General features: G+C 67.5%; 13 protein-coding genes and 1 pseudogene. 10 read left to right on the top strand and 4 right to left on the bottom strand.

Features of this window, described 5'->3' with window-relative positions:
• A partial coding sequence (locus IRX98_RS20235; protein WP_224279853.1) for a cutinase family protein occupies positions 1–2,057 on the top strand: 2,057 nt, incomplete at its 5' end.
• Between the two features lie 248 nt (positions 2,058–2,305).
• Here the strand turns inward: IRX98_RS20235 and IRX98_RS20230 are convergent.
• Positions 2,306–2,872, bottom strand: a complete 567-nt coding sequence (locus IRX98_RS20230) for a hypothetical protein (RefSeq protein ID WP_224279851.1) — start codon at positions 2,870–2,872, stop codon at positions 2,306–2,308.
• 503 nt (positions 2,873–3,375) lie between these two features.
• Here IRX98_RS20230 and IRX98_RS22875 point away from each other — a divergent pair.
• Complete coding sequence (locus tag IRX98_RS22875) at positions 3,376–4,686, top strand: reverse transcriptase family protein (protein ID WP_224279849.1); 1,311 nt, start codon at positions 3,376–3,378, stop codon at positions 4,684–4,686.
• A gap of 234 nt (positions 4,687–4,920) precedes the next feature.
• Positions 4,921–5,124: pseudogene (locus tag IRX98_RS23790) on the top strand (VOC family protein); the annotation flags it as partial.
• 14 nt (positions 5,125–5,138) lie between these two features.
• On the opposite strand, the gene IRX98_RS20215 reads toward IRX98_RS23790, so the two are convergent.
• Positions 5,139–5,438, bottom strand: a complete 300-nt coding sequence (locus tag IRX98_RS20215; protein WP_224279847.1) for an SWIM zinc finger family protein — start codon at positions 5,436–5,438, stop codon at positions 5,139–5,141.
• A gap of 219 nt (positions 5,439–5,657) precedes the next feature.
• Here IRX98_RS20215 and IRX98_RS20210 point away from each other — a divergent pair, with 219 nt between their 5' ends.
• The 6 genes from IRX98_RS20210 to IRX98_RS20185 all read left to right on the top strand — a co-directional run bounded on the left by IRX98_RS20210 (position 5,658) and on the right by IRX98_RS20185 (position 11,046).
• A complete protein-coding gene (locus tag IRX98_RS20210) occupies positions 5,658–6,437 on the top strand; it encodes an SDR family oxidoreductase (protein WP_224279845.1) in 780 nt (259 codons plus the stop codon).
• A gap of 202 nt (positions 6,438–6,639) precedes the next feature.
• Positions 6,640–7,854: an alkene reductase gene (locus IRX98_RS20205; RefSeq protein WP_224279843.1), complete on the top strand. Its 1,215-nt coding sequence runs from the start codon at positions 6,640–6,642 to the stop codon at positions 7,852–7,854.
• Positions 7,855–7,901: 47 nt separating this feature from the next.
• Positions 7,902–8,351, top strand: coding sequence for a PaaI family thioesterase (locus IRX98_RS20200; RefSeq protein WP_224279841.1), 450 nt, complete (start codon positions 7,902–7,904; stop codon positions 8,349–8,351).
• Entirely contained in the window at positions 8,348–9,724 is a 1,377-nt protein-coding gene (locus IRX98_RS20195) for an MFS transporter (RefSeq protein WP_224279839.1), read from the top strand. Before IRX98_RS20200 ends, IRX98_RS20195 begins: the two co-directional genes overlap by 4 nt.
• 2 nt (positions 9,725–9,726) lie before the next feature.
• Positions 9,727–10,344 carry a TetR/AcrR family transcriptional regulator gene (locus IRX98_RS20190; RefSeq protein WP_224279837.1) on the top strand — a complete coding sequence of 206 codons (618 nt, stop codon included), beginning with the start codon at positions 9,727–9,729 and terminating at the stop codon, positions 10,342–10,344.
• A 48-nt stretch (positions 10,345–10,392) separates the two neighbouring features.
• On the top strand, positions 10,393–11,046 hold the full coding sequence (locus IRX98_RS20185) for an enoyl-CoA hydratase/isomerase family protein (RefSeq protein ID WP_224279835.1): 654 nt from the start codon (positions 10,393–10,395) through the stop codon (positions 11,044–11,046).
• 711 nt (positions 11,047–11,757) lie between these two features.
• Here IRX98_RS20185 and IRX98_RS20180 read toward each other — a convergent pair.
• Positions 11,758–14,052 carry an ATP-binding cassette domain-containing protein gene (locus tag IRX98_RS20180; protein WP_224279833.1) on the bottom strand — a complete coding sequence of 765 codons (2,295 nt, stop codon included), beginning with the start codon at positions 14,050–14,052 and terminating at the stop codon, positions 11,758–11,760.
• Positions 14,053–14,285: 233 nt separating this feature from the next.
• Here IRX98_RS20180 and IRX98_RS20175 point away from each other — a divergent pair, with 233 nt between their 5' ends.
• Complete coding sequence (locus IRX98_RS20175; RefSeq protein WP_224279831.1) at positions 14,286–15,452, top strand: low temperature requirement protein A; 1,167 nt, start codon at positions 14,286–14,288, stop codon at positions 15,450–15,452.
• 52 nt (positions 15,453–15,504) lie between these two features.
• Here the strand turns inward: IRX98_RS20175 and IRX98_RS20170 are convergent, their stop codons facing one another.
• A complete protein-coding gene (locus IRX98_RS20170) occupies positions 15,505–17,154 on the bottom strand; it encodes a PucR family transcriptional regulator (protein WP_224279829.1) in 1,650 nt (549 codons plus the stop codon).
• Between the last annotated feature and the right edge of the window lie 61 nt (positions 17,155–17,215).

Here is a 17,215-nt window from a genome sequence, read left to right as displayed (position 1 = left end):
CTGGCACCCTCAACGCGAACGGCACCAGCGCCCAGCCCGTGGTGCTCACCAGCCTCAAGGACGACAGCATCGGCGGTGACACCAACGGCGACGGCGGCACCACCAACCCCGCCCCCGGCGACTGGAACGGCATCAACATGCGTGAAGCCGGAATCCTGAACTTGGACCGTGCCCTGGTCCGGTACGGCCACGTCACTGGCGAGTCCACATCGCCGTTGTCTGTGACCAACTCACGCATCGAGCACACTTCCGACTACGCACTCGAGTTGAGCAGCAGCAAAGAGATCGTCGTCACTGGGAACACCATCGCCCACACCGCCGGCATCGGAATCCTCGTGACCCAAACCGGTCACGCGGCCGACATCAGCCGATCGACGACCACCGTGACCAACAACAACGTCTCCGACGTCACTGACTACTACGGCGGCGCGGGCATCATCGTCAACGCAGCACCCGGCGGCTTTGCACCCTCCCCGCCCTACAGCAACAGTCCTGCCCCGACCGTGACCGGCAACACCGTGACCGGCGTGACCGGCAGCTACGGAAACGATGGCCGCTCATGGCTACCAGGCATTGCGATGCAGGTGAACGCCAACAACCTGCTCCCCAGCAAGCTGACCGGAAACACCGGAACAGACAACACCACCAACACCCTCGAACTCAGCGGAACCCTGCGAGGCAACTGGACCCTCCCCGCGACCGGGCTGCCCATCAGCATCGGCCCCGGCCCCAACCGAGGCTTCACCGTCCCATCCGGGGTCACCCTCACCCTCAACTCAGGCACCATCCTGAAGTTCAGGTCCGCTACAAGGTTCGACTCAGACAGCCCGGCCCTCACCGTCGCTGGCACCCTCAACGCGAACGGCACCAGCGCCCAGCCCGTGGTGCTCACCAGCCTCAAGGACGACAGCATCGGCGGTGACACCAACGGCGACGGCGGCACCACCAACCCCGCCCCCGGCGACTGGAACGGCATCAACGTCGGTGCGGGCGGGCAGGTCCTGGCGGAGGGGGTGGATCTTCGGTACGCGTCGACGGCTTTCACTATGGACGCAGGCTCGTATGCGAGTTCGGTGTCTGGGCGAATCGTGTTCTCCCCGCACGGGATCGTTGCAGGCGATTCGACCGTCGATGCGCGGAATGTGGACTGGGGTACGCCGTCTGGGCCCGCGCCCTACGGGACGGGGCCGTCTGTGAGCGGCGGCGGCGTTTTGGTGCTGCCGTGGGCAGGTTTTGTCGCACCCCCCGAACCGACGCCACCAAGCTACGACGCCCCGATTGTCACCACAGACTGCCCCCAGGTGGCCGTCATCGGGCTGCGTGGATCCGGGGAGTCTCCGCAAGGTTCGAGCCTCGAGCAGTACGGGGATCGATCCTATGTTTCCGGCACCGAGTTGTTCGGGACTGACTCGAGTCTGATCGCGGCGAAGGCCAAGCAACGGATTCTGGAGCTTAGGCCGAACGCAGACGTACAGTTCTTCGGTATTCCCTACGCGGCACTACCCGTGCCCGGGGTTGGCGGCAGTGATGTCACTACCGAGCAGTACATCAACAGCATCTATGAGGGTTCCATGATGCTCTGGGACACGATGCACTCACTGACAGAGCAGTGCGGCTCGTCGACCAAGTTCATGCTCGTCGGGTACTCGCAAGGCGCCTTAGCGATCCACATCGAGATCGCGGACCCGAATACATACGCCAGCCAGATCCTTGGCGTTGCCCTCCTGGCTGACCCCGGCAAGGTGTCAAACCCCGCTGAGACCGTCTGGGAAACCGACTACACAGCAGCCGCAGCTGGGGTCGCCGACAAGGCCGGCGTCTTCGCAAGACTCCTTACTGGCGACGACGAGCCCGTGCTAGCGACGCTTGCCTCACGGACCATCTCGATGTGTCATCGCGGCGACCCGATATGCGCCGCTACCATTCCCAGCGCGGTCTCCACCGGTGTGAACATGGCCCTGTACAACTTCTCGCAACACACCAATTACACCTCTGCCGAGGACATCTCCATGGCGCTATGGGTTGGAACACGAGTCGGAAACGCTCTACCGCAGTAGCGGCCGCACCCCACCGCGACCATCGAAGACCAAGGTCTTTGGGATGCTTGCAGCGGGTCGCTATGGTGCGGGATCCCCTACCGGGTCGCTCCGCGAGCCCATCGTCATGCGGACCAGGGTCGTCACAGGGCGCGACGCTCCCAGTAGCGAACCCTTCCAGCGCGCTAGAGGAAGTTCTGGCGGCGCTGTGTCACGAAGCGTCCAGTGAAGCTAGCTCAATACACCACGGTAGTAACGGGCCTGCGCCATCACTCCGCTGGCAGAACCAAGTCTGCCAAGCGGGCGGGGTCGACCTCCGCTTCGTACTGGTGACCCTCCGGGATCCACTTCGTGTTCCAGAGGTCCAGCTCGCTCTGATCGTCGCCTTGCAGGACGTTGCGCGCCCTTGCCCGGGCCCCCGCGGCTAGCGGATTCATGTCGATCCAAACCGCGAGATCGAACCAGTCGCGGGTGCGCTCCTGGAACAGCCGAATCCCCTCGATGATCAGGACCGGAGGCATCGGTTGTTCCTCGACCCCGGTTTCGCCGCTCCACCAGCGGTACTCGTACCGGAGTCGGTCGGGCGCAGGAATGCGCCGGACATCCTTCACGAGCGCCTCGAGCATCGACCAGTCGTGCTGCTCCCACATGCCAGCGTCCGGGCCACAGGAAGTGGCGTAGAAGCAGTCGGTGGGGACGACTTGATCGGCGGTGAGTTCCAGGTCGGCCGCGATCCGTTCGGACAAGGTTGATTTTCCGGAGCCTCCATGGCCGCTGATCCCAATGACAGGCACGCGATGGCTGGTCTCGATAAGGGCACGGGTGCGCGTCAGCAACTCTTGGTATGTCGTAGGTCTGTTCATCGCCCGTCATGGTGCTACGGCATGGCCCTGCGCACCAACGGATTTGGGGTGGCGGCCGACTCCGAGTGGCAGGTACGGATCATCGGCACGGCCCCCGGGGCGGCCGTCGGCCTCGGGCCGGGTGACCACAGGGGGATGGGCTCGCGGAGCGACCCGGTACGGGATCCGCCAAACTCAACCACCAGGATGTTCGACCTGCGCCTCTGCCTTGGTGTCGTGCATGCTCGAGGCGCGCTCCAGAGGGGCGGCTATGGTTGGCCCGTGCGGCAGCGCAATCTCGAGACGGTGTACTGGCGCGTGTCGTCAGTTCGCCTCCCCGGGGTTACCCCGGGGGCCACTGGTACGTTCAGGCTTCGCACCGCGCGCGAGGCGCTGCGCTTCGCTGCAGGTGATCGCGCGCACGACGGGACAGGTCGAGCAGCGCTGCCGCACCCCCGGTACGCCGCGCCCAGGTCGTTGCCCGGGCCTGGGCATCCGTGAGGCGGGATCTGGCGCGTGCGCTGGCCGCTGGTTTCCTCGCCGGGCAGTGGACCCAGGCGGGGTTGGTGGACAGCGGTGCGTTGGTTCTGAGTCGCCGCCGCCGTTGGTTGTTGCCCCTTGTCCGTCAGACGCTTGAGCTCTATCCCCGGCCACCGTTCGATCGTCCACGAGAACTCGCGACGATCATCGCGACCCTGCCCGCCGCCGAGAAGGCGGCCGACGACCGACCGATGGCGCACCCCGTCGTCGCTACCCGCATGCTCACCAACAGGTGGGCACTGCCCGCTCTGGACGATCTGGCCGACCTCGCACACTTCCTGGCTCTCACCCCGCCGGAACTGGAGTGGTTCGCCGACCCACGACACCTGGCCCGCCAGGCCAGCGATGTACGCCTGCAGCACTACCGGGTGAGCCATCGCGTTGCCCCCAGCGGGGCGATCCGGGTCCTGGAGGCACCCAAACTCGAACTCAAGCGCATGCAGCGCCGCCTCTTGGACGACATAGTGTCCCTGGTCCCTCCCCACTCTGCGGCGCGAGGCTTCAGACCCGGCGGCTCGGTGAGGTCCTACGCCGCCCCCCATGCGGGCAGGCCGGTGGTGATCCGCCTCGACCTGGAGGCGTTCTTCTCCAGCGTCACCGTCGCTCGCGTCTACGGCATCTGGCGTGCTGCCGGCTACCCCGAACCCGTCGCGCACTGCCTGGCCGGACTGATGACCAGCGTATTGCCGCGGTCGCAGTGGCGCACCGTTCCTCGACCCGCCAACAGCGCACTCCTCGACGCCCACTGGCGCCTGGGCCGACGGCTGGCCGCGCCGCACCTTCCGCAGGGTGCCCCCACCTCCCCGGCCCTCGCCAACCTCGCCGCCTTCCGCCTCGACATCCGCCTGACCGCGCTGGCCAGCTCGTGGGGTGGTCGATACACCCGCTACGCCGACGACCTCGCCCTCTCCGGCGGCCGCGGATGGGCAACCGGCACATCGCGGCTTCTTGACGCCGTCGACGAAATCGTTCGAGACGAAGGCTTCCGCCTCAACCCCCGCAAGACCGGCGTCATGCCTCGCGCGGGACGTCAGACCCTAGGCGGTCTGGTCGTCAACCAGAGCCCGCGCGTCGCCCGCACCGAGGTCGACAAATTGCGTGCCATCCTGCACAACTGCCGCCAGCATGGACCCAGCACCCAGAACCGAGACGACCACCCAGCTTTCGCAGAACACCTCCGCGGCCGGATCGCCTGGGTCGCCCAACACGACTCCACCCGCGGCGCTCGTCTCCTGGCCGATCATGACGCCATCGACTGGAGCCGGTGACCTCCCTCACCAGCCCCAGCGAACGGACAGCCTGCGCCCCAAGCGTCACTGACCCCTGCCCCGTCCGGAGAATCATCACGATCGGCGCCCGGCATGAGCCGCTTGAGGTTCGTCTTACGGAGCGGCCGGCTTAGCTGATGTGTGCAGCGCGGAAGGGCGGTGGCGCACGGGTTGGAGGAATGACCGTCGGGAGGCTGACCCAACTGATCCTGGAGTGCGGCGACGCCGAGGGACTGGCCGGGTTCTGACTGGCTGACTCTCCGATGGGAGCCCGTCGGCCGTTTCTCCTTTCACCGTGTGGCCGACTACCAACCACCCGCGTGGCCAGGGCGGACGGGAGAGCAGCATGCGCATTTCGACCTTCTCGTCGACGATCTACACGCCGCAAGCCTCGCGGTTGAGAAGGCGGGTGCTCGCGCGCTGACGGACGTTCGCGTGACGAGGGCTGGCACCTACTTCGTAGCGCTGTCGCGCACGGTGATGGCGGCGGCGACCAAGTGCTTGCAAAACAGTTTGGGTTCGTTGGTGCATGTACACGACCATTTGAGCACTTGCTTGTCGACCCACAGGGCGACGCGACGCCGCTGGGTGGCGCTGTCGCCACCGCCGACCCAGCCCTCGACGCCACCAGAATCAGTGGCGTCCAGCTTTACCGCGCGGTCATCTGCTAGCGCCGTGCCCAGACGGACGTTGGCGGGAGTCGCAACATCAGCAATGACTTCGGGGCCTACAAGTTTCGCGATCGGGATCACGATGACGAGCCTGCCACGACCCTTTGTGATCAGCCACTAACAGATGCGGCGCCGGCTTCCCGTTTCCTGATCGGCTTGCGGAGCGTGCCAGTGCGGGATCCCGCACCGGGTCGCTCCGCGAGCCCATCCGCCACCGGAACGCACTCAATGGGGCAAGCCATTAGATCCGGACGTCTTCTCGTGTCGAGCGGCCGGAGTCGCAGATGTGGACAATGAGGCATGGATCTTGGTCTTGAGGGTTCGGTTGTCTTCGTCTCCGGGGGAAGCGCGGGGATCGGGCGATCCGTCGTCGACCGGTTGCTGCATGAGGGTGCGACTGTTGCTACCTGCGCTCGGGACGGTGAGCGTCTACGAGCGGCGTACGCCGACGTAGGGCCCGGACGTGTCCTACTCGACACATGTGACGTGACCGACCCTGAAGCGCTCCGTGCCGGAATCGAGCGCACTGTTGCCCGGTTCGGCCGACTCGACGGAGTGGTCGCGAATGCGGGCACTGGCGCGCGGGGCGACGTGCTGGACGTTGATCTGGAGACTCTCGACATGCAGTTCGCCGTCAAGACTCACCCGGTCCTGACAATGGTCCGGGCGGCGATGCCCCACCTTCGCGACTCGCCGCACCCGTCGGTAGTGGTAATGAACGGGGTGACTGCGCACGCACCCGACCTGGAGATGGCAGCGGTCAGCACCGCCCGAGCAGCGGTGGCCGCACTGGTGGCGCTGCTTGCGCGACGCTTGGCCGTAGAAGGGATTCGGGTGAATGCCGTCAACGTTGGCGCGGTGGTGACAGATCGCCAGCGGGAGCGACACACCGCCGACGCCGCGGACCAGGTGTTCGAGGACTGGTGCGTGCAAGAGGCCGTGAGGCGCGGCATTCCGCTGGGCCGCATGGGACGACCTGACGAGGTCGCACCAGTCGTCGCCCTCTTGCTCTCCCCACTCGCTGCCTACATCACCGCATCGGCGGTCGACGTCGCGGGCGGGCTAGGTGCACGTGTCTGAGCGCCGCTTCGGACGTCCGCTCCTCGGTGCGGGCCGGGCGGTCTCGTTCGGCGATCCCCATCCGGTTAGCGAGACAGAGACGACCTAGCGCAGCTTTGAGTTGCTGTGCGAGCCGCTTGAGGTTCGGCAATCGGCACGACCCTCGGTCAACACCGCAGCGCCCACAATAGAGACACGACAGCTCGACCGAGACCGTGCTCAAGTGACGCTGACGCAGAACAGGCTCCCCAAATTAATACAAGACGACCGGTCAGTGTATTATGGCGTGGTCGGGCTGGTTGGTCCGGCGTCGCTGATCGAGCGTGGAGTGTTGTTGATGTTGAACGAGTCGCCGTTGTTCCAGCCGCTGCGGGTGGGGCGGTACGAGTTGGCCCATCGGGTCGTGATGCCTCCCCTGACCCGGATGCGGGCCGGTGTGGGCAATGTTCCATCGGAGTTCGCTGCCGCCTACTACGGGCAACGGGCGACCCCGGGTGGTCTGGTGATCGCGGAGGCCACTCAGGCCGGTGACGGTGGGCAGGGCAATCCCAGGACGCCGGGAATCCACTCGGCCGAGCAGGTCGAGGGCTGGCGGGCCGTGACCGACGCGGTCCACGCGCAGGGCGGGGTTATCTTCCTGCAACTGTGGCACACCGGACGGGCTTCTCACTCCAGCTTCCGACCAGACGGTGGGCTCCCTGTCGCCCCGTCGGCGATCGCGATTGACGGGGTAGCGATCACCGCGGACGGGCAGTGCGTGCCGTACGAAACCCCGCGCGCCCTGGAGATCAACGAGATCGCGGGGATCGTCGGCGAGTTCGGTGCAGCAGCACGCAACGCCCTGGCCGCAGGATTCGACGGCGTGGAGGTCCACGGCGCGAACGGTTACCTGATCGAGCAGTTCCTCCGGTCCTCCTCCAACCACCGCGACGACCTCTACGGCGGTACGGTCGCGAACCGGGCCCGACTCCTCCTCGAGATCACCCGGGCCGTGGTCGACGTATGCGGTCCGGACCGAGTCGGGGTCCGGCTCTCGCCCCACGGGTCGTTCAACGACGTGAGCGACAACGACCCCCAGCGCCTCTACGGCTACGTGTTCGACCAGGTCGCCGAGATCGGGGTGGCCTACCTGTCCCTGATCCAGGCCCGGACGGACGTAGGGATGGACATCGAGACTCCCCAGGTTGATGCCGACCTGCGCGCTCGTTGGCCTGGGGCGCTGATCGTGGCGGGCGGCTTCTCTGCCGACACCGCGGAGCGGGCCGTCGCATCCGGCGCCGCGGACGCGGTCGCGTTCGGCCGGCATTTCATTGCCAACCCCGACCTCGTCGAGCGGCTCCGGACGGGAGCCGACCTCACGCCGTACGACCGGTCGACCTTCTACGGCGGCGGCGCGCAGGGGTATGTCGACTACCCGGCACTCGAGGCCAGCGCCTGACCTCGCCTGCACCCACGGCAGACCACCTTCGCGAACGGAGCACCACCATGATGACCCTCCCCGACTTCACCACTATGACCGGCCTCGAGCAGCTGCGCTGGATCATGGCCAACGACAGCGCCGACGTACCGTCCATCCGTCGCCTGCTGGGCATGCGGTTCACCGAGGTCGACCCGGGCCGTGTCGTGATGGCCTTGACCACCCAGCCAGACTTCTCCAACCCCCACGGCACCGTCCACGGCGGCGTCACCGCGACGCTGCTCGACTCCGTGATGGGCTGTGCAGTGCACTCGACGCTGCCCGCAGGTGTCGGCTACACGACCCTCGAACTGAAGGTGAACTACATCCGTGCCGCAGGACTCGATGGCCAGCTGCTGACCGGCGAGGGACGCACCGTGCACGTGGGCCGTCGTACCGCCACCGCCGAAGGCAGCATCACCGACGCGCAGGGCAAGCTCGTCGGCCACGCAACGACAACCTGCCTGATCCTGCCATGACGATGCTCGCCACCCGTCGCGATGCCTACGCCGCCGTTCTGACGCTGGTCGTCGTCAGCACGCTGCTGTCGATGGTCGCCTACACCGGCCCGCTCGGAAACGCCGTCACCCTCACCGCCGTGCTCGACGCAGGGGCGGCCGGACGGACCTGGATCCTGGCATCGATCAGCGTGGGCCTGGCCGTCACCCTCCTCGCAGCCGGCGTGATCGCCGACCGGATCGGGCGACGGAAGGTCTTCGAGCTCGGCGCCGCGTTCTTCGTCGTCGCGAACCTGCTGTGCGCGGCAGCACCGTCGGCGGGGGTCTTCATCGCGGCACGGATCGTCGCCGGCGTCGGCGCGACGGGCATGATCGCCACCGGCCTGGGGCTCGTCGCCAGCACCCCCGGGTCCCACAAGCACCAAGCGAGGACCAGCACGGCGTGGAGTGCCTCGATGGGGGCGGGCATCGCCGTCGGCCCGGTGCTGGCGGGGTTGTTCGACGAGCTCGACGGATGGCGATGGTTCTACGCACTCCTGGCCCTGGGCGGCGCCGCCACCTGGGCCGGCACCCGCACCCTCGCGCCCACCACCGACGCGCCAAAGACACCACACCCCTTCGACGGCGTCGGCTTCGTCCTGCTCACCGCAACCTTGGGTGCCGCAGTCAGCGCGATCGTGGAGGTCCGCAACGGCCTGACCGGCTCCACCCTCGCCCTGTTCGTCACAGCCGTCGTGCTGGCAGCCGCGTTCGGGGCCAGCCAACGGTTCGGCCCGCGACAACTGATCCCCCTCACCGTCCTGGCTCACCGCCCATTCATCGCCGCCACCATCGCGGGACTCGGCACCGGCCTGGGCGTCATCGCCGTCATGGCGTTCGCCCCCAGCTACCTCGCCGGCGACCTGGGGCTGTCGACCCTGCAAGCCGGCCTGCTGATGACGCTGTGGTCGGGCACCAGCGCCGTCGCGGCACTGGTCCTCGCTCGCCACGCCGCCCGAATGACAGGCACCACCCAACTAATCCTCGGCCTGATTGGCGTTGCCCTGGGCATGGCGCTGCTCGTGGCCCCCGAATCGGCGCTCGGCCACACCCGCTTCGTCGTCGGACTCCTGGTGGCCGGCGTCGCCTCAGGCCTCCTTAACGGGGGTCTTGCGCGACAGGCCGTGGCCTCGGTTCCCGCAGCCTTCGCGGCCACCGGAACAGCGGCTACCAACACCGCCCGTTACATCGGAGCCGCCATCGGCGTCAGCGCCGCGAGCATCACCGCCGCCACCGCCGGCCCCGACACCGGGTGGACGAGAATCGCCGTCACCGGCGCAGCACTATCGCTGGCCGCCGCCGCGATGGTGCTGACCCTCGAACGTGGCACCGCACCAGCCAGCAGGGAGGCATGACCATGGACGCACCAACGACCCCCGGAAAGCGGGGGCCCAAACCCAACCCGAACACCCGCGACAACCTGCTCCGCGCCGGCACCCGCGCCGTGCACCGCCGCGGCTTCGCCGCCACCGGCGTGAAGGACATCGTCGAGGCCGCCGACGTGCCTAAGGGCTCCTTCTACAACCACTTCCCCAGCAAGGAAGCATTCGGCGCCGAGATCGCCGACCACTACTTCGAAGCGAGCCTGAACCAGATCCGTGCCACTCTGACCGACCCCGCGGTCAACCCGGTCCATCGACTCCGCAACCACTTCACCCACCTCGCCACCGGGTTCACCAAGAGCGGTTACGCACGCGGCTGCCTGCTCGGCAACCTCAGCCTCGAGGTCGCCGATCACAGCGACCTGATCCGCAGCCGCCTGTCAGCCCACTTCAGCACCTGGGCCGGACTCATCGAGAACTGCATCCGCCAAGCCCAGACCGACGGCGACATCACGACCACGGTCCCTGCCCACGTCCTCGCAGGCTTCGTCCTCAACTCATGGGAAGGCGCCCTCCTGCGCATGCGCGCCGAACAGAGCAACGCACCACTGAGCGACTTCCTCACCGTCACCTTCGACGTCGTCCTCACCTGAACAGCCCACGTCCGCCAGCGACGCACTCCCGACCGGAAGGAAACACCAATGCCCGTTCACCTCGACCAGATCGATGGGGTCTCGATCCTCCACCTCGGCGACGACGAGAACCGCTTCACGCTGGAGTGGCTAGACCAGGTCGAGGCCGCCATCGCTCAGGTCGCCGACGCCGCGCCCGGCGCTCTGGTCACCGTCGGCGACGGCCGGTTCTACTCCAATGGCCTCCACCTCGAGACACTCCTCGACCCCGAAATCGGCGGAACCACCTACGCCAACCGCGTCGAGAAACTGTTCGCAACCGTCATGGCACTGCCCGTCCCCACCGTCGCCGCCGTCAACGGTCACGCCTTCGGTGCCGGCGCAATGCTCGCCATCGCCCACGACTTCCGGCTGATGAACACCGAGAAGGGATTCTTCTGCTTCCCCGAGATCGACATCAAGATCCCCTTCTCAACCGGCATGGCAGCCCTCATCCAGGCCAAGACAACCCCCGCCACCGCCAACGAGGCCATGACGACCGGCCGCCGCTACAACGGCCCTGACGCCGTGGACCGCGGCCTCGTCGACACCGCCGTCGCACCCAACGACCTGATCGACGCCGCCAAAGCCATCGCCGCCCCACTCGCAGACAAAGATCCCGCCACGCTGGCCGCCATCAAGGAGACCATGTACGCAACACCCCTCACGGCACTGCGTGAGTAGACCTTTGGCTCCCGATCTTGCAAGGAGTGTCTCGACCTGGACCACCGCCGGTTTGGAAGTGCCTCGTCCCGCAAGCCGATCCCCATCCGGTTAGCGAGACAGAGACGACCTCGCGCAGCTTTGAGTTGCTGTGCGAGCCGCTTGAGGTTCGCTAATCGGGCGGCGTCCCCGGGGCAGGGGAGTCCGCGCGGGGCCTTCCCGGTTGCGGGCGCCGCTCCCCGGTCTCAATCTTCCCGTGTCCATCACCCACCTACGTGAATCCTCGTTCCCTGAGGTGGGAGAACCAACCTGGCAGCCCTCGTGGTCTGGGAGCCCGGACAGCTCAATCGGATGACGTGAGGCCCCGGATATTCGCACCGGACGGTTGCCTTGCAGTCCGCTCACGCAACCACCTAGTGGTGCCAGCAGCCATGCCCCGCGACTTGGGCGTCTGGTGCACGGGGACCACGATCAGCGAAGCCTCACCCTCCAGAGACCACTTGATGGCGTGATAGACCGCTGACAGCGATTCGGTGCTGTCCACGGCGACCAGCCCGGGCGCCACAAGCCGAGCCTCGTGCCACGGCCCCTCCAGGTCAGGCAGGTCCTCCGAGGTCCAAGCGAGATACACAGTCATGCCTTCATCTTTCATGACATGTACGGATTCTTCTTGGCGTGATGCCTCCGCGCCCGCGCGGCAGCCTGACGGCACACCGGCCGCCCGCACCCAGCTCATGTCCGCTCGAGCCGCCGCGAGAGGTAGGGCGCGGTCGCGCTGCCCTCGGCCCTCGCGATGTCGGCCGGCGTGCCGGTCGCGACAACCCGACCGCCGGCATCTCCTCCGCCCGGACCGAGATCGATGACCCAGTCCGCGGTGGCGATCGCGTCGAGGTCGTGCTCGACGAGGACCACCGTGTTGCCGGCGTCGACGAGCCGGTGCAGCTGGCGCAGCAGCAGAGCGATGTCTGCGGGGTGGAGTCCGGAGGTCGGCTCGTCGAGCAGGTAGAGGGCCTGGCCGCGGTGAGCGCGCTGGAGCTCGGTGGCGAGCTTGATGCGCTGTGCCTCCCCGCCGCTGAGCTCGGTCGCCGGCTGTCCAACTCGCAGGTAGCCCAGACCCACCTCGCGAAGCGTCTGGAGGCTGCGTGCAGCGGCCGGTACGTCGGCCAGGAACGTGGCGGCGTCGTCGACGGACATGGCGAGGACCTCCGCGATGCTCTTGCCGCGGTAGGTGATCTGGAGCGTCTCGGGGTTGTAGCGATCGCCGTGGCACGTCGGGCAGGGAGCGTAGGTGCCAGGCAGAAACAGTAGCTCGACGGAGACGAAGCCCTCGCCCTGGCAGGTCTCGCAGCGGCCCCCGGCGACGTTGAAGGAGAAGCGGCCGGCGCCGTAGCCGCGGGCCCGGGCCGCGTCCGTGGCGGCGTACAGCTTCCGGACGGCGTCGAACATCCCCGTGTAGGTCGCGAGGTTTGACCGCGGCGTCCGGCCGATCGGGCGCTGGTCGGCCAATACCAGTCGGTCGAACGACTCACGAGCAGTCGGGTCCTCGGCCAGGACCTGGGTGACCAGGGTGGACTTGCCGGAGCCGGACACCCCGGTGACGGCTGTCAGCACGCAGAGCGGGATATCGACGGACAGGTCGCGCAGGTTGTGGCGGCTCACGTCTGCCAGGTGCAGCCAGCCCTGCGGGGCCCGCGCATCGTGCACGAGCCGCTCAGCGCGACCGAACAGGTAGGCGCTGGTGACCGACTCAGTCACGTCCTCCAGGCCCGCGACAGGGCCGCTGTGAAGCACTCGACCTCCGGCCTCGCCCGCACCCGGGCCGATATCGACGACCCAATCTGCTCGTCGTACGACGTCGAGGTCGTGCTCCACGACGAACAGTGTGTTGCCGGACGCCTTGAGGCGGTCCAGGACATCCAGCAGCGGCTCCGCGTCGGCCGGGTGCAGGCCGGCGAAGGGCTCGTCCAGGACGTAGACGACGCCGAACAGACCCGAACGCAGCTGGGTGGCGATCCGCAGGCGCTGCGCCTCTCCGGGCGACAGCGTCGTCGAGCTCCGTCCCAGGCTGAGATAACCCAGGCCCAGATCGAGGAGCACCTCGACGCGCGCGATCAGGTCAGTGCAGATCCGCGCCGCGACCTCTTCGGCACCCGCGGGCCGCTCAGCGACCGGACGCAGCAGAGCCACCAGCGCTGTGAAGGGCAGGTCGTTGACCTCGGCGATCGAACGCCCGAGAAAGGTCACCGCGAGGGCCTCGGGCCGTAGTCCACTGCCCTGGCAATCCGGGCAGGGCGCTTCCTCCACGAACCGCATGGCCCGCTCGCGCATGCGCTCGCTCTTGGAGTCGGACAGGACGTGCATGACGTGGCTGCGCGCGCTCCAGAACTTGCCGTAGTAGCCGTGGTCGATGCGTCCCGGCTCCGGCTCGACCAGCACGGAGGGTTGGTCGTCGGTGAACAGCAGCCAGTCGCGGTCCTTCTTCGCGAGCCGGCGCCACGGCTTGTCGACGTCGATGCCGAGCCCCATCACGATGCTGCGCAGGTTGGCGCCCTGCCACGCGCCCGGCCAGGCGGCGATCGCCCCTTCACGGATGCTCAGTGACGGGTCCGGGACAAGCAGCTCCTCGGTGACGTCGTGGACGACGCCCAGGCCGTGGCAGCGCGGGCACGCGCCCGCGCTGGTGTTGGGCGAGAACGCCTCGGCCGCGAGGTGATCGGCACCAGCCGGGTAATCGCCGGCCCGCGAGTAGAGGATCCGCAGCAGGTTGGACAGCGTGGTGATGGTGCCGACCGACGAGCGGGACGTGGCCGCGCCCCGGCGCTGCTGAAGCGCGACCGCAGGCGGCAGGCCGGTGATCTCCTGGACGTGCGGGGCACCGACCTGCTGCAGCAGCCGGCGCGCGTACGGCGCGACCGACTCGAAGTAGCGGCGCTGCGCCTCGGCGTACAGCGTTCCGAAGGCCAGCGACGACTTCCCCGACCCAGAGATCCCGGTGAACGCCACCATCACGTTGCGAGGAATGTCCACGTCAATGTTGCGGAGGTTGTTCTCATTGGCACCGCGGACACGCACAAAGCCATCGGTCGCCTCGGTGGTCACGTGCTGCCCCCGTCGGTCGCTCTCGGTTTGCTCTAGAGCAAAGTATCGCGTTCCCCGAAGAGTGCTTGAGACTCCCACGGCGAAACGGGCCCGCCCTCCGAAGCCCACTGTGAGTTGGTGTACGCAAGCATCAAGGTCGGCGAGTGGGTGAGGAGCACCGTATGCGTGACGATGATCTCGGCAATGCGGATGAGCAAGCAGCCGAAGACACAGCAGATCGGTCGGTCGGAACGCTGGAGTTGTTCTTCGACCTGGTCTTCGTCTACGCGATGTCGCAGGTCACTGTCCTGATGCTCGCGGACATCTCCTGGGCGGGGTTCGGCCGCGGGATTCTGGCGCTCGCTGCTGTGTGGTGGGCGTGGGCCTGCTACGCCTGGCTGACGAACACCTCCGACCACGACGGACCCGGCCCTCGCCTGCTGCTCTTTCTCGCGATGGCGGCCATGCTGATGGCCGCGGTCGCGCTGCCGCAGGCGTTCGGCGCGCGGGCGCTGGTCTTTGCGCTTGCATTCCTGGCGGTCCGACTGATCCACGTCGTGCTGCTGGCTCTTGACGTGCGGGGCGAGGCGGACGTGGGTTCGGCCGCGCTGCGACTAGTCCCCACCCTGCTCGCGGGCCCGGCAGTGCTGGTGGCCGCGGCGTTCTTCGACACGCCAGAACGAGAGTTGCTGTGGATCGTGGCCGCGGTGATGGATCTGTCGGGGCCGGTCCTGGTCGGGACCACCGGTTGGAGCGTGACACCTGCCTACTTCGTGGAGCGGCACGGGCTGATCATCATCATCGCGCTGGGTGAGGCGATCGTCGGGGTAGGCGCTGGCGCCGAAGCCGCCTTTCCGCGCCCGAGTGTTGTGACGGCCGTCCTCCTCGCCGTGCTGATCGCGGCCGGTCTGTGGTGGTCCTACTTCGGTTGTCTGCGCGGCGGTGCCGAACGACGGCTGCGCGGCACCACTGATCGGGAGCGGTCAAGGCTCGCGCGCGACTCCTACAGCTACCTTCATCTGCCGCTCGTGGCCGGGGTGGTGTTCTTCGCTCTCGGGGTGCACGAAGCAGTCGCGGCACCGGGGGAACCACTCCCCTTGTTGCCGGCCGTCGCTCTGGCCGGTGGCGTCGCGATGTTCTACGTCGGCGACGTCGCCTACCGATGGCGCGACCACCACCAGCTCGCCACCGGTCGCCTGGTGGCCGCAGTGGGGGCTGCTTCGCTGATCCCGGTCGCGGTGGTGGCGCCTGCTTTGGCGGCGCTCGCCGGGCTAACCCTCGTCTGCTTGCTGCACACCAGCTGGGAACTCTGGCACCACCCGGCGATCGGCCCGGTCGACGACTCCTGATCGTCCAGTGCCATCGCCGCGCAGACTCTCGCAACTACGGCTTGGGACTACCTCACCGGACGGCGTTTCGCAGGGGCTCGCCGACGGAGGCACGGCGCAGTCGCCACGCGCGTGTCGCCAGGTGGAGGTTGAGTTGTGCCTCGACGTCGTTGAGGTCGTGGCCCGAGATCTCGGTGATGCGGCTGATTCGGTAGCGCAGTGTGTTGCGGTGGATGGTGAGCGTCGTTGACGTGTCGGCGTACTTGCCCCCGTGGTCAAGGTAGGCCGCTAGCGTGGGGACGAGCTCGGTGCCGTGGCGACGGTCGTAGCTCAATAGGTCGCCGAGCCAGTCCCTGATGAGGCGCTCGACCTCCTCAGCGTTGCCGTCGAGGGCGAGCAGCCGGTCTACTCCCAAGTCGGCGTAGGCGATGAAGCCATACGGATTGTGGGACTGCTGACGAGCCCTGAGTGCTCGTCGGGCTTGCTCATACGCACGTGGGATCTGTTCCGGCGAGTTGGCCGGCTCCCCCTTGGCGATCACACCGTTGGTGTCGCCGTAGGCGCGCGACAAGTCGTTGAACAAGCGGCCCATGTCGACACCTCGATGGGCGAGGGCGACGACCAGTCCCCGGTTCCGGACGACCAAGCAGGCCAGTCGCTGACGAGCCATGGCCATCCGGAGGTGATCGACGTCGCGGTCGTGCCCGCGGTGACCCCGCTCGGAGGACCATGCGCACACGATCAGGTCGTGCGGAACGCCAAGGTCGTGGCCCTGAGCGGATGCCCGGTCCACGGCAACGTCGGCCGGGAGCCCTTCAAGAAGGTCGTCGAGGAGGTCTCGACTCAGTCGGTTCTCCAGTTCATTCATCGCTACGGCCTTAGCCCTCAGCAGCCCCAGTGCGACGCCCGCGTACCGCAGAGCGAATGATGCGTCGTCTCGGTCTTTGTCCGGTGGCACCTCCAGTTCGATCGTGCCCAGTTCGGGGCGTCCGCCGATGACCTCCTCGAGCGAGGTTCGCTCGAGGACCGGTTGGTACCGGCCGGCAACCGTGATCCGGGTCGTCTCGTGCCCGAATCTGTCCCGCAGCACGACAGCGGAGCCAGTGAGCCGGCTGAGTGAGGTGGCCACGTCGAGCTCAGTCCCGGTCGTGGATAGTCGGGCGAACTCCTCAAGCACCCCCTCACGGTGCTGCAGCGCCGCGACGGTGCGCGCCATCTCGTTATTGGCTGCATCGAGTTCGTGGGCGCGTCGGCGGTGGCGCTCGTGCACCTGCGCGTCCGCGAGCGCCGTCCCGAGGAGATCGCCCAACCGTTCGATGACGAACAGTTGTTCGGGGTCGGGCCGGGCGAAGCTGCGAAGGACCAGTTGGCCCGGGGCGCCGTTCAAGACCGCCACAGCCGTCGTCGACGTCCAGGAGTCGCCGTTGTCCTGCACGAATACCCGTTCACCGGTTGAGGGGCTCGGTTCCGCCGGCTTCGTTGGCTCCCCGGGGGGGAGGGTGATCCACTCCCGGTCCCGCTGGAAGGTGACGTGAACCAACTGGCAGCCGGTCACCGACTCGACCTCACGCTTCAGGACGTTGATGACCTCGTCCACGTCGTGACGTTGCATCATCGCCATGAACATCACCAGCAGCCCATCGAGGCCGGTGAGGGCACGCCGCAGATCCAGCTCGCCGGTTGGCACCACGGTTCCGGTTGTGGCGGGCTCGCAGACGGTCATCTCTTGATCCCTGGCCGGCCCGCCCGGGATGCCCCTGTGCCGCAGGGACCCCACAGGTCGT

Source organism: Nocardioides lacusdianchii, assembly GCF_020102855.1.
Classification (GTDB): domain Bacteria; phylum Actinomycetota; class Actinomycetes; order Propionibacteriales; family Nocardioidaceae; genus Nocardioides; species Nocardioides lacusdianchii.
The sequence above is the reverse complement of the archived record's forward strand: the minus strand, read 5'-3'. Positions and strand labels throughout refer to the sequence as shown.

Bases quoted from the DNA above. Each gene is read 5' to 3' on its own strand.
- IRX98_RS20210 (WP_224279845.1), top strand. From the start codon at position 5,658: ATGGATCTTGGTCTTGAGGGTTCGGTTGTCTTCGTCTCCGGGGGAAGC.
- IRX98_RS20200 (WP_224279841.1), top strand. From the start codon at position 7,902: ATGATGACCCTCCCCGACTTCACCACTATGACCGGCCTCGAGCAGCTG.
- IRX98_RS20195 (WP_224279839.1), top strand. From the start codon at position 8,348: ATGACGATGCTCGCCACCCGTCGCGATGCCTACGCCGCCGTTCTGACG.
- IRX98_RS20190 (WP_224279837.1), top strand. From the start codon at position 9,727: ATGGACGCACCAACGACCCCCGGAAAGCGGGGGCCCAAACCCAACCCG.
- IRX98_RS20185 (WP_224279835.1), top strand. From the start codon at position 10,393: ATGCCCGTTCACCTCGACCAGATCGATGGGGTCTCGATCCTCCACCTC.
- IRX98_RS20175 (WP_224279831.1), top strand. From the start codon at position 14,286: ATGCGTGACGATGATCTCGGCAATGCGGATGAGCAAGCAGCCGAAGAC.
- IRX98_RS20170 (WP_224279829.1), bottom strand. From the start codon at position 17,154: ATGACCGTCTGCGAGCCCGCCACAACCGGAACCGTGGTGCCAACCGGC.